A 13,057-nucleotide genomic window follows, 5' to 3' on the forward strand; every position below is an offset into this window, starting at 1 on the left:
AGCCCCCCTCAATCGAGCCATCGTCCGGTGTTCCGTTGGATGTTCCAATGATGGAAGCTTCCCTTCATTGCGCCCCTTCTACGAGGAGCATGTATCTAATTAATACGCTCGTGCAAATACGACCGTATGCTTGGCATCTTCTCCGCAGACAAGGCACTTCGTCTTTGTCGTTTGCGGTTCGAATGGAATGTTGCGGCTTGTTGCACCAGTCTCATCCTTAACATGCTTCTCGCACGCTTCCGATCCACACCAGCCAGCAAGTGTAAATCCACGTTTTTCTTCCATTTGTGCCTTCATCTCGTCAATTGTCTCTACCGAGTAGAAGTGCTCATCACGGAAGGAACGTGCACGCTCGAACATTTCTTGATGGACGTCAGCAAGCATGCGGTTCACTTCTTCAACCAAATCCGCCTGCTGTACAATGCGCTTCTCGCCTGTTACGCGGGATACCAATACGCAAACACCATTCTCCATATCACGCGGGCCAATTTCAAGGCGAACAGGCACGCCGCGCATTTCATACTCATTGAATTTCCAACCTGGGCTAATATCAGAGCGATCATCCATGCGAACACGTACGCCTGCTTGCTTCAATTCGCTGAACAACTCGTTAGCTCGTCCCACAACTTGCTCGCGCATCTTCGCTGGCCCGATTGGAATCATAATAACCTGTGTAGGAGCTACCTTCGGAGGCAATACAAGACCTCTGTCATCACCGTGCACCATAATCATGGAACCGATCAGGCGGGTGCTGACCCCCCATGAGGTAGTATGAACAAATTCCTGTTCATTCTCACGCCCCAAGAATTTAATATCAAAAGCAACCGCAAAATTCGTTCCCAAGTAATGCGATGTTCCAGCTTGAACGGCTCTGCCGTCTTTCATCATCGCTTCAATGGAGAACGTATCTACTGCGCCGGCAAATTTTTCAGAAGGAGTCTTCTGACCTTCAATGACAGGAATTGCGAGATAATCTTCCACAAATTCACGATATGTTTTCAACATGAGCATCGTTTCTTCGCGTGCTTCCTGCTCAGTCTCGTGCGCAGTATGGCCTTCCTGCCACAAGAACTCACTTGTACGCAAGAACGGCAATGTGCGCTTCTCCCAACGAACAACGTTCGCCCATTGGTTAATCAACACAGGCAGGTCACGGTACGATTGAATCCATTTGGAGTACATATGGCCAATCATTGTCTCGGATGTCGGACGAATCGCCAGCTTCTCCTCTAATTGTTCGCCGCCTGCTTCGGTTACCCAAGGCAGCTCAGGATTGAAGCCTTCAACGTGTTCTTTTTCCTTCTGGAAAAAGCTCTCTGGTATGAACATTGGGAAGTAAGCATTACGATGGCCAGTAGCCTTGAAGCGGCGATCCAGCTCGTCACGAATATGTTCCCAGATTTCGTAGCCATCTGGGCGGAATACGATACATCCTCGGACTGGAGAATAATCCATTAAATCCGCCTTCTTAATCACATCAATATACCAACGGGAGAAGTCCTCCTGCTGTGGGGTAATCTCCGTAACAAACTGCTTCTCTTTCGACATAACGGTATACGTTCCTCCCGATAAACACGGTTATTCGTATTCTAGTATAAATGAAATGAACCGTGATATAAATGTTAACCTTTAACCAATCGTAATATATCATTGTAGGTTACAGCAAGCATCAATAGCATGAGCATTGCAAAACCTACAAAATGAACCATGCTCTCCCTGCTCGGATCAACAGGCTTACCTCTGACAGCCTCCAGCCCAAGGAATACGAGACGGCTTCCATCCAACGCCGGGATTGGAAGCAAATTGAAGATTCCCAAATACAAGCTCAAAATCGCCGTCCATAATGTAAGCTGTTCGATCCCTTTCTTCGCAATCTGTCCTGTTACTTCGAACGTCCGAACCGGACCGCCCAAGTCGTCCAGTTTAAATTGACCGAAGATAAGCATGCGGAATCCTTCAAAAATCTTCTCCGTCGTATTCACCATAGATGTTGATGCGAACGACATCGTCTCACCGAATGAAGCCGTTCGTGTTGGCAGTACCGGTACGATACCAACCTTGCCGCCTTCTTGACCTTCCACCTTCTGTGGAGTCAGTGTTGCAGTGAAGCGTTCTTCACCACGCACAATAAGGAATGTCATCGGCTTGCCTTCAGAGTCAGCAATCAGCTTAATCAACATGTCACGATTGCCGCCAATTTGCTTGCCGTTCACTTCCTCGATAATATCTCCTTTTTGCAGTTGTGCCTGCGCAGCAGGAAGTCCTGGTGATACGTCTCCAATCTTCACAGACGTCGGGTTCTCGACCGGAACGCCCGAAATGGATACCGATACGCCGAACAAAATAAAAGCGAGCACAAAGTTCATAAAAGGCCCTGCAAAAATAGCTAGCGCCCGTTGGCCCACTGTCTTGCTGCCAAACTGACGATCATGAGGCGCGATCTGAATTTCGTCGCCCTTCACAATCATTTTAGCTTGCGGATGAATATCGTACGTAACTTCTTCATCCTCAACATCCAGCGTCAGCTTCAACGTATGCTCCAGATCAATCGTCTTCACTTCGCCACGCACAACCTGCTTGCGCATGTCTAATTGATCCAGATACAGCTTCGTCACCTTGTTATCACTGGACACACGTATCGCTATCGTCTGCCCTGGACTGACCTCTACAATTTCAGGATCTTCGCCTGCCATCCGTACAAAGCCGCCAACTGGCAATAACCGGAGTGTATATTTGGTTTCCCCACGAGTATAGGAGAATACTTTCGGACCGAATCCGATAGCGAACTCTCTAACGAGAATCCCCGCGCGTTTAGCGAAAATAAAATGTCCCCATTCATGAATCGTTACGATAACGAAAAAGACGAGCACGGTTAAAAATACGATTTGCACCATCTGCACTGCGTAGAATCCTCCTTTGTGTGCGTGTTCAATCGTCCTAGTACAACCCTAGGCTTCAAGAACGGCCCAATAACAATCGGACAGCGGTTTGTCTATATAGATTATCATTATTCTCCAATCCCGCACAAGAGAATCCATATCTAGTGAATGGCGATTATAAAATGGAGAGAGCCTCCGAACGCGTTCGCATATCTGTCTCCTGAATAGCTTCCAAGGACGGATGCCGAATCGCAGTATGTTTCGATATTAAGGTACTCACGATACGTTCAATATCCAAGAAGGAAATTTCACCTCGCAGGAATCTCGCTACAGCCACTTCGTTCGCCGCATTAAACACGGTAGTAGCTGTACCTCCTGTTCTGCCGCACTCATAAGCATAACGAACCATAGGGAATCTCTCTGTATCCATCTCACGGAAATGAAGCTTCGCCACCTCAGCTAAATTAAGCGAAGCCGATGTATTCGGAAGTCTTTCCGGATACGCCAATGCATACTGGATAGGTACGCGCATATCAGGAACCCCCAATTGCGCAATAATGCTTCCATCCAAATATTCGACAAAAGAATGAATAATACTTTCAGGATGGATAAGTACATGAATTTGATCATAAGGCAAATCGAACAGCCAGCGAGCTTCAATCACTTCAAGTCCTTTATTAGCCATTGTTGCTGAATCGATCGTCACCTTCGCGCCCATAGACCAATTCGGATGCTTAAGTGCATCCTCAACGGTAACATTCGCCAGCTCGTCCCTCGTACGATCGCGGAAGCTGCCGCCTGATGCTGTCAATGTAATGGCACGAACTCCGCGCATCGGCTCTCCGTTCAAGCATTGGAAGATAGCGGAGTGCTCACTGTCAACTGGCATCAGCTTGACGCCTTTCGCTTGTGCACGTTCTGTTACCAGATGACCAGCTGTTACCAGCGTTTCTTTGTTCGCAATGGCAATCGTCTTGCCTTCATCGATAGCCGCGAGCGTTGACTTCAGACCGACACTTCCTACAACAGCTGTAACGACCGTATCGGCGTCAGTCCCCGCTGCCACTTCGACCAATCCATCTTCACCATAATACAGTTCAACACCCTGGGGCAGTTGTTCCCGCAGGCGATCTGCTGCAGCCTTATCGTGAACCGATACAATGCTGGGCTTGAACTCTCGTATCTGCTCAAGCAGCAATGTTGTATTGTTCCCAGCTGCTAACGCTTCTACCTTAAACTGCTCAGGATGCTGTCTGATGATGTCGAGTGTCTGTGTCCCGATGGAGCCGGTCGATCCAAGTATGGATATCCGCTTCATGACCTCACCTCTTCATCTATTAAGCTATATCTATTACATGATAACATCATCGCTGTTCTGCCGATGACGTTCAATTTACAACGTTAATAATCCGATCAAATGCACAAATGGAAATACGACAAGCCAGCTGTCGCATCGATCCAGAACACCGCCATGCCCAGGCAGCAATGTACCTGAGTCCTTCACACCACGGACTCGCTTATATGCTGATTGAATCAAATCACCGAACTGACCGACAACAGCAGCAGATATCCCAATGCCAAATGCAAGCGGCAAGCTGACAATATCCGGTCGTCCGACAGCAAATAATAGCGCCACAATAATTGATGTCAGTACACCGCCAATTGCTCCTTCAATCGTTTTATTAGGACTAATCGACGGCCAGAGCTTGTTCTTGCCGATCGCACGCCCAATGAAGTAAGCACCAATGTCCGATGACCAAATGGCTGCAAACAGCATAAGCGTCCAGAATAAGCCGTCATCTCCCATTGAAGTACGCGTTAGCATCATATATTTGAAGCCAATGCCAATATAGAATGCTCCCAGCCACAATTGTGACACTGCTTCAATGGACACTTTGTTTTTGGATAATACGGTCACACCCAGCATCAGCAGCAGGCTGATCCATACAATAGCCTCCAATGACGGATTCCATCCAATTGATAAGCTTGTCCACGGAATCGCATTCAAGGACATCGTTGCGTAGCCAATCAACGATGCCAGATCGAACGGTGATACATGATGCATTCGAGCAAATTCATAATAGCCTACAAAGGCAAGTGCGAGGAGCAGCAGTTCATATGGCAGACCGCCAATTATGCATAATGCGCCGAACAATAGTCCTGCTATAAGCCCTGTAACGATGCGCTGTTTCATATAGACTGTTCCTCCAACTTATTGTAATCCACCGTATCTTCGCGTTCTGCGCTGATACTCCATAACGGCCTCCATTAGATGTCGCTCAGTGAACTCTGGCCAGTAATCATTGGTGAACCACAATTCGCTGTACGCGATTTGCCAGAGCATGAAGTTACTTAATCTCATTTCTCCGCTTGTACGAATGAGCAGATCAGGATCAGGCAAGCTGCTGGATAAGAGATGATCGTGGATCATGCTCTCATCAATCGAACCAACTTCAATCTCACCTGTTTTCACTTTACGTACAATATCACGAACACCTTCTACGATTTCACGCTGACTACCATAATTCAAAGCAAAATTCAAAATAAGTCCTGTATTGTGCTTCGTCTTTTCAATGGCTTCCTCAAGTGCCAGAATCGTATGTTTAGGCAATCGGTCACGATAGCCCATCATACGCACTTGAACATTTTTCTCAATCAATTCTTCGAGTTCGATCGCCAAAAATTCCTGTGGCAATTTCATGAGAAAATCGACTTCGTCCTTTGGGCGTTTCCAGTTTTCGGTCGAAAAAGCGTACATCGTAAGCACTTTTACGCCCATATCATTCGCTGCGATGGTTACGCGCTTAACGGCTTTCATTCCTGAATGGTGGCCGGCAACGCGCGGCAAGCCCCTTTTTTTAGCCCAGCGACCGTTACCGTCCATAATGATCGCCACATGTTGTGGGATATTATCCGGCATCAGTTCCAGCTGCTTGTGGCCTCCACGCTGCTGTAACCATGTTTGGAATCGCTTAATCATTCGGTCTCCTCCAACCCGGTGATGAAAAAAAGACAATAAACCCCACCGTTCGGAGGGGCATGAAGAACAAAAAGAATAGGTTCTATCGTGTCTAACTTTTATACTTCCATAATTTCTTTTTCTTTAGCAACTAATACTTTATCAACTTCAGCGATGTATTTGTCAGTCGTCTTCTGGATATCTTCTTGATGACGACGGGACTCATCTTCTGAAATGTCCGTTTTCTCAAGCTTCTTGATGTCATCATTCGCATCACGACGAATGTTGCGGACAGCAACTTTCGCTTCTTCACCGAACTTCTTCGTGTGCTTCACGAGCTCTGCACGACGTTCTTCTGTCAACGCTGGAATCGCAAGACGAATCATTGATCCATCGTTAGCTGGAGTCAGTCCAAGATCCGACTTCATAATTGCGCGCTCAATATCAGACAATGAGGATTTGTCCCAAGGCTGGATCATAAGCGTGCGCGGATCTGGCGTGCTGATGTTCGCCAATTGGTTTACCGGCGTCATCGCGCCATAGTATTCTACTTGAACACGATCAAGCAATGCAGGTGTTGCGCGTCCAGCGCGCAATGTTGCCAGTTCCCGTTTTAGAGCGGCAATCGCCTTTTCCATGCGTTCTTCTGCGTTTTTCTTCACTGCTTGTGGCACTATTCTACACTCCCTTTTACAATCGTTCCAATCTTCTCGCCGAGCACGACGCGCTTGATATTGCCAGACTCCGTAATTGCAAATACAATAAGCGGAATGTTATTGTCCATGCACAGCGAGGATGCCGTTGAATCCATTACACCCAAGTTGCGGTTCAATACTTCCATATATGTCAATTGCTCAAACTTCTCAGCTGTCTCATCCTTGAATGGGTCAGCCGAGTATACACCATCGACTTTATTCTTCGCCATCAAGATCACATCAGCTTCGATTTCAGCGGCACGAAGCGCAGCTGTCGTATCCGTCGAGAAGAATGGATTCCCGGTTCCTGCTGCAAAAATAACAACACGTCCCTTTTCCAAATGACGTATTGCACGACGGCGAATATATGGTTCTGCGATTTGTTGCATCGCAATCGAAGTTTGTACACGAGTCGGCACGCCAATTTGTTCGAGGGCATCCTGTAAGGCAAGCGAGTTCATAACCGTTGCAAGCATCCCCATGTAGTCTGCTGTTCCGCGGTCGATTCCTTTTTCACTTCCCGCAATACCGCGCCAAATGTTGCCGCCTCCGCAGACGATTGCGACCTCTACGCCAAGCTCTACAACTTCTTTCACTTGCTCGGCAATGGAGTTGATCATTTCGGATTCGATGCCGTATCCAGCTTGCCCGGACAACGACTCTCCGCTTACTTTAAGTACGATACGTTTATAAACCGGTTGTTTCAATGTATACCCTCCACTTTTCCATAACGGCCGCTAAAAAAGAAGGAACACGATGTGTTCCAACTTTTAAGCGCGTCTGTTGATTACGTAGTAGCCGCGTTCGAATGCTCTCTTTTCAAAAAGAAAAGATTACTTCAGGTTCGCTTGAGCCATAACTTCTTCAACAAAATTATCTTCTTTTTTCTCCAAGCCTTCACCAAGCTCGAAGCGAGCGAAGCGACGGATAGAAATGTTTTCACCGATTGTTGCGATTTTTTCTTTCAGCAACGTTTCGATTGTTTTGTCTGGGTCTTTAATGAAGGATTGCTCCATCAAGCAATACTCTTCATAGTATTTACCGATGCGGCCTTCAACCATTTTTTCAACGATTTTTTCAGGCTTGCCTTCGTTCAATGCTTGTGCTTTCAAGATTTCTTTTTCTTTCTCGATTTCCTCTTGAGAAACTTCTTCGCGGCGAACATATTTTGGAGCAGTCGCTGCGATTTGCATAGCTACATCACGAGCGAAATCTTTGAAGTTGTCCGTTTTTGCTACGAAGTCTGTTTCGCAGTTGATTTCAACCAATACGCCGATACGTCCGCCAGCGTGGATGTAAGACTCAACCACACCTTCCGTTGCGATACGATCGGATTTCTTAGCTGCTGCTGCAAGGCCTTTCTCACGAAGCAATTCAGCTGCTTTCGTCAAATCGCCGTTAGCCTCTTCCAATGCTTTTTTGCAATCCAGCATACCTGCGCCTGTTTTTTCGCGCAATTCTTTTACTGCACTCGCATTTACTGCCATGTCGTATTTCCCTCCATCAATAAATTGGCACCCACGTATATGTACGATTAACGGCACCGAACGTTATACAGCTTAAAAAAAGGGCGGCGAGAGGTGAACCACCTGCCAACCACCCTTTTGTTCATCCAATTAGTATTCCAAAATTACGCTGTTGTTTCTTCGCCTTGATGAGCTTCAACAATTGCATCAGCCATCTTAGCAGTCAACAATTTAACTGCACGGATTGCATCGTCGTTACCAGGGATAACGTAGTCGATTTCGTCCGGATCACAGTTTGTATCAACGATACCTACGATTGGGATACCCAGTTTACGAGCTTCCGCAACTGCGATACGCTCTTTGCGTGGATCGATTACGAACAACGCGCTAGGCAAACCTTTCATATTTTTGATACCGCCCAAGAACTTCTCGAGACGATCTTTTTCTTTGCGAAGAATGATAACTTCTTTCTTCGGAAGAACTTCGAATGTTCCATCTTCTTCCATCGTTTCGAGTAGCTTCAAGCGATCGATACGTTTTTGGATTGTTTCGAAGTTAGTCAAAGTACCACCCAACCAACGTTGGTTGATGTAGTACATGCCGCAACGCTCAGCTTCTTCCTTAACGGAATCTTGAGCTTGCTTTTTCGTACCTACGAACAAGATTGTTCCATTTTCTTCGCCGACGGATTTTACAAAATTGTAAGCTTCCTCGACCTTTTTCACTGTCTTTTGCAAGTCAATGATGTAAATACCGTTACGTTCTGTGAAGATATATCTGTCCATCTTCGGATTCCAACGACGTGTTTGGTGACCGAAGTGTACCCCAGCTTCCAAAAGCTGTTTCATGGAGATAACTGCCATCTTCACTACACCTCCTAATATGGTTATTTATCCTCCGCCAGTATCCTCTTTCGTTGAGACTTCCCGCAGTCAACCCGACAGAAAGCACCCTCACTGAAATACACTGACGTGTGTTCTTAACACCGTCATTTAATATACCATAACGCCTACCCAGTTGCAACCACTTTATCCACTGTTCGGGTCAAGCTATACTACTTGTTATTCGAACTCGCGGGCTGCTGCGGCACAAGCTTATATCCAGCCTGCTCGGCAGCTCGACGAAGCTCCGTATCCGATATCGGTTCTATCGAACGCTGACCGATAAGACACAGCTGAAGAAGGAGACCCCCTAGCACAATTCCGGCGCCTAACCCGATAAGAAAGCGGCGATCCTTAATCATGTGATCCCTCCTGCTGCCCCAACCGGATAATTAACTGGAGCTCACCAATTGGCATCCCCAGATGGTCTGCAATAGCCTGCTCTGTCCATCCGTTCTGAAAGAGTCTGAAGATCTCCGCGTATCGTGTTTGAATGGGAGCGCTAGACTGTTCTTCATGAAGTTCTTCATGAGAATCAGCTTCATCTGCAGCATGAAGTTCTTCCTTACGAGACGAGGCAGATCTATGTCCGCTCGGAACGGATAACGATGCCATCTGCGAGGGAACCGTCTCTTGTAATTCTGAGTCTTGCGTATTGGCTGTGCGCTGCAGAAGCTCCTGCTCGCGTTCAGACAGTGCGGAGGGATGACCTGCTTCTAATTCCGTATCTACAGGTTGTGCAGTTGCCTGCTCTAAGCTGCTCCATTTGCTCTCCCATGCTTGTTCAAGCTTGTCCATTCGCTTGCGCAGCGCCTCATCCCGGTACTCTCCCTCTTGCTTCATCCGCTCAATGACTTTTAAGAGCTTCTCATTTTCATCTTCAAGTTCTGTCATATAATGCTCAAGTGTATCTTCCATATTACGTCGTATTTCTGTGGTGTCCATTGTTGCCTGAGTGCGAGGACGAAGCCATCCAATGACAACGATGACACCACCTAACAGCACAATGTAGATCCAAGGTTCCATGTATGCACCTCCTTATGTTGTCACGCTTCCTAAATGCAAGCGCCGCGATCCTCACGTTATGCGGGAACCCGGCGCCACCATTTAACACATGAAATCGATATGCTTTCCTTTGAAAGGATGTTGAGCCGGAACCATGACTTGCTCAGTTTCATCTTGTTTTTGCTCCGAATGGCTGTTATCGCTTCCATCCCGTTCTGCATGGTTCCCACCTTCATGATGTTGATTGCGAATGCGAGCATCCTGTGATGACTCCACCTGTGCATTTCGTTCCCGCGACTTTTCCATCAACCTTTGGGCTTGGTCGTTCAGTATCGCTTGTTCTGTTACAGGACGCTGTTGCTGTTGATGCTGCAATGTCGACGACTCTTGCGTTCGTGGTATCGCGATTTGCATTTCTACAGGCTTCCAATTCATCGAATCACCCCGGTTAGGCTATTGTCCTTCACCTTAACGGTAAGTTGTCATCATGATATCGCCGTCAACGATCCGGAAGGAAATACGCTGTGCCATATCTTTGATGAAACGAACATTGCGTCCAATAACCAGCTTAGCTCCACCGTATATCGTATGAGACACATCTATGGAAGACACAGCTGTGTCCTCAAGCAACTTCTCAATCTCCAGCATACGCTCTCGCATTTCAGTCTGCTCTCCAACAAGCTGCTTTTTCGTAGAATTCAGCTTAATGCGCATGCCTAGCTTCTCCCCTGTCAACTGCCCAGTAGCGGCAAGCTGATCGAGTATGCGAAGTGCCTTTTCGGTTTTTTCTACGTTCTCAATATTATATTTAAGCTTAGTCCGTAAATCCGTCAATTCATTGCGCAAATCCGGCAGCACCCCTACTTCAATTACGGTGGCCGTGGACATCGTATTGCCAATTGTACGTGCAATCACTCGCTCACCTGCTTGTACAATCCCGCCCACAATAAGTCCCTTGGTGCCTTGGCATACAACCCGCTTGCCTGCTCGAATATTGGAGTGCATAATACTCTGCGATACATTGACCTCAGTGCCCGCAACGACGGTGGCCTCCTGAATGAACGAACATTTCACATGGGTTCCGGCCTTGACCATCCCTTTATTGCCGGCAATAATGCCTCCGCTTACCTCAATGCAGCCTTCCGCAGTAAGCGTTGCACCTTCCACGCCGCCATATACGCGAATATCTCCTGAAGCTTTCACAGTAAAGCCTGTCAGCACATTGCCGCGAATGACAATCGTACCGACAAAATCAATATTACCAGTGCGATAGTCCACATCTCCGTTTACTTCATACACAGGGAACACACTGATTCGTTCCGGCTCAATACGGGAGATGAGTCCGTCAATCGCCGAATAAAGCGCATTTTCCGCCTCATCTAGAACAACATTCTTCCCTTGCTTGAATCGTGCCTCACGCCCAGTGATGGCCTTCATCTCCTCACCAAGAACGGACATGCCGGGTATCCCTTCTTGGCTCGGAATTCGCTTGGCTATCATTTGACCCTTCTTCACATTGTCCAACTGCTTCACTTCACGGAAATTAACCGTTCCGTCTTCCCGTTCAGCCGGCTTGGACTCCTTCCCGTTCTGCGGAAGCAGAAGCTCTATTCGACCATCTACACCGTGTACGGGTGCTTTTCCATGAGCGACCATCGTCGCACCTCGAGCAAAATTGTTCGGATTCGCAGCGATATCCTTCAATACCTGAGACTGTACTCCATATCGAATGCCGTAGGAACGCAGCAATTCGTCCAGCTCTTCAATCGTGCACGTGAGCCCTTCAACAGCCTTCTTAAAATGGAGATGCGCCTGCAATTTATCTTCAGATACGGTTACTTCCAAATACTCTTCCAATGCCAATGTCATACTCACGAAAAACCCCCCTTTCTTTTTCTCTTTATTCAGCGTAGTTTCTTCTCAACTATTCCGTATCCCATCAATTTTCCATCAGCATTGGCTTCTGCTTCTCCAATACGGTTCGAAGTCTCAGTATCGCCTTAGAGTGCAGCTGCGAAATTCGAGATGGTGATAGTGACATCACTTCCGCTATCTCACTTAGTGACAAATCCTCATAATAGAACAAGGAGATCACTGTTCTCTCTTTATCGGTTAATTTATCAATTCCCTGAACAAGTGCTTCCTTTAAATAGTACTCATTTACCTTATACTCCGGATTCTTCGCCGTCTCATCGATAAGAAGCGATATTCGCGTCTCAGAGTCGTCCTCACGAATCGGATCTTCCAATGAACAAATCGACATGATCGATACGTCTTGAAGCATCCCTTGGAAGTCCTTCTCACTGACTTGCAAATAGGAGCTCATCTCTTCATCCGTAACTGTACGCAAGTATTGCTGCTCCAATTGCTGATAAGCCTCTTCAATTTTCTTCGCCTTCTCTCTTACCGAGCGAGGTACCCAATCTCCAGAACGCAGTCCGTCTAGGATGGCTCCACGAACCCGCCATGAGGCATAGGTTTCAAATTGCAGCCCTCTGTGGTAATCGAATTTCTCAACAGCATCTATCAGGCCAATCACACCATGGCTTGCCAGATCGTCCTTACTTACATTGCGAGGCAGACCTGCAGCAAGTCGATTCGATACGAAGTCGACGATCGATAGATGATTTTCTATCAATTGCCGCTTCGCATCCTGATCACCATGATCCTTCCAGCGTTCCCACAGTCCCTCTTGCGAGCCAGGTTGTAATTTCTGTACGCTCACCGACAGTCAACCTCCTTACTTTTGTACGAAGTGACGAACAGCCTGTGCCAATTCCTCCGCATCTGGTTGCGCTTTGGTCACGAGCTTGGGTGGTTGCAGCGGTTGGAACGAGCCGCCTTCATCTTCTACCGGATTTGACTTCGAATCTGCACCGTTCGGCCGCAGTAAATCTCGAAGAACATCCTCTTCATCCGGAGTTGTCATGTCCAACATCGTCCCTGCGTTTGGATTCTTAGATGCGCCGGCCTCAGGCTGCTTGCCTTCATCGTCAGATAGCAGCACGCCCAAGGCAAATCTGACCCCATATGCGAGTCCGAACCATATTACAAACGCAATAATTGCTCGGAGAAGACTCGTCGTCCATACATTATTGCTCCATGACACCATTAAGGCAAAGATAGATCCAACAGCACCGAATATGTAATTCCAACGTATTGTTCCTCTCAT

General features: G+C 47.2%; 15 protein-coding genes. All 15 read right to left on the reverse strand.

Annotated features, from left to right (window positions below):
* Positions 1-99: 99 nt before the first annotated feature.
* The 15 genes from proS to RQP50_RS10780 all read right to left on the reverse strand — a co-directional run bounded on the left by proS (position 100) and on the right by RQP50_RS10780 (position 13,057).
* The gene (proS, locus tag RQP50_RS10710) at positions 100-1,548 is read right to left on the reverse strand and encodes a proline--tRNA ligase (RefSeq protein ID WP_028531191.1); all 1,449 of its coding nucleotides are present in this window, start codon (positions 1,546-1,548) and stop codon (positions 100-102) included.
* A gap of 74 nt (positions 1,549-1,622) precedes the next feature.
* Positions 1,623-2,900, reverse strand: coding sequence for an RIP metalloprotease RseP (gene rseP / locus RQP50_RS10715; RefSeq protein WP_072728758.1), 1,278 nt, complete (start codon positions 2,898-2,900; stop codon positions 1,623-1,625).
* A gap of 154 nt (positions 2,901-3,054) precedes the next feature.
* The gene (locus RQP50_RS10720; RefSeq protein WP_315745436.1) at positions 3,055-4,197 is read right to left on the reverse strand and encodes a 1-deoxy-D-xylulose-5-phosphate reductoisomerase; all 1,143 of its coding nucleotides are present in this window, start codon (positions 4,195-4,197) and stop codon (positions 3,055-3,057) included.
* A 75-nt stretch (positions 4,198-4,272) separates the two neighbouring features.
* The gene (locus tag RQP50_RS10725) at positions 4,273-5,073 is read right to left on the reverse strand and encodes a phosphatidate cytidylyltransferase (RefSeq protein ID WP_315745438.1); all 801 of its coding nucleotides are present in this window, start codon (positions 5,071-5,073) and stop codon (positions 4,273-4,275) included.
* A gap of 18 nt (positions 5,074-5,091) precedes the next feature.
* Positions 5,092-5,859, reverse strand: a complete 768-nt coding sequence (locus RQP50_RS10730) for an isoprenyl transferase (protein ID WP_021256521.1) — start codon at positions 5,857-5,859, stop codon at positions 5,092-5,094.
* Positions 5,860-5,957: 98 nt separating this feature from the next.
* On the reverse strand, positions 5,958-6,512 hold the full coding sequence (gene frr / locus RQP50_RS10735) for a ribosome recycling factor (RefSeq protein WP_021256522.1): 555 nt from the start codon (positions 6,510-6,512) through the stop codon (positions 5,958-5,960).
* The gene (pyrH, locus tag RQP50_RS10740) at positions 6,512-7,240 is read right to left on the reverse strand and encodes a UMP kinase (RefSeq protein ID WP_021256523.1); all 729 of its coding nucleotides are present in this window, start codon (positions 7,238-7,240) and stop codon (positions 6,512-6,514) included. Before pyrH ends, frr begins: the two co-directional genes overlap by 1 nt.
* A 126-nt stretch (positions 7,241-7,366) precedes the next feature.
* Positions 7,367-8,020 carry a translation elongation factor Ts gene (gene tsf, locus RQP50_RS10745; RefSeq protein WP_021256524.1) on the reverse strand — a complete coding sequence of 218 codons (654 nt, stop codon included), beginning with the start codon at positions 8,018-8,020 and terminating at the stop codon, positions 7,367-7,369.
* Positions 8,021-8,163: 143 nt separating this feature from the next.
* Positions 8,164-8,862, reverse strand: coding sequence for a 30S ribosomal protein S2 (rpsB, locus tag RQP50_RS10750; RefSeq protein ID WP_065291886.1), 699 nt, complete (start codon positions 8,860-8,862; stop codon positions 8,164-8,166).
* Positions 8,863-9,053: 191 nt separating this feature from the next.
* Positions 9,054-9,242, reverse strand: a complete 189-nt coding sequence (locus RQP50_RS10755; RefSeq protein WP_072728762.1) for a hypothetical protein — start codon at positions 9,240-9,242, stop codon at positions 9,054-9,056.
* Positions 9,235-9,906 carry a DUF6115 domain-containing protein gene (locus tag RQP50_RS10760; RefSeq protein ID WP_315745443.1) on the reverse strand — a complete coding sequence of 224 codons (672 nt, stop codon included), beginning with the start codon at positions 9,904-9,906 and terminating at the stop codon, positions 9,235-9,237. The genes RQP50_RS10755 and RQP50_RS10760 overlap by 8 nt, the downstream gene beginning before the upstream one ends.
* A gap of 81 nt (positions 9,907-9,987) precedes the next feature.
* Positions 9,988-10,320 (reverse strand): hypothetical protein, encoded by a 333-nt coding sequence (locus RQP50_RS10765; protein WP_065291889.1) that lies wholly within the window; start codon positions 10,318-10,320, stop codon positions 9,988-9,990.
* Between the two features lie 33 nt (positions 10,321-10,353).
* Positions 10,354-11,760 carry a DUF342 domain-containing protein gene (locus RQP50_RS10770; RefSeq protein ID WP_028531193.1) on the reverse strand — a complete coding sequence of 469 codons (1,407 nt, stop codon included), beginning with the start codon at positions 11,758-11,760 and terminating at the stop codon, positions 10,354-10,356.
* Between the two features lie 64 nt (positions 11,761-11,824).
* A complete protein-coding gene (locus RQP50_RS10775; protein ID WP_021256530.1) occupies positions 11,825-12,610 on the reverse strand; it encodes a FliA/WhiG family RNA polymerase sigma factor in 786 nt (261 codons plus the stop codon).
* Between the two features lie 15 nt (positions 12,611-12,625).
* Entirely contained in the window at positions 12,626-13,057 is a 432-nt protein-coding gene (locus RQP50_RS10780; RefSeq protein ID WP_021256531.1) for a hypothetical protein, read from the reverse strand.

Origin of the sequence: Paenibacillus suaedae (genome assembly GCF_032337355.1) — a bacterium.
In the GTDB taxonomy this organism is placed as follows: Bacteria; Bacillota; Bacilli; order Paenibacillales; family Paenibacillaceae; genus Paenibacillus_B; species Paenibacillus_B suaedae.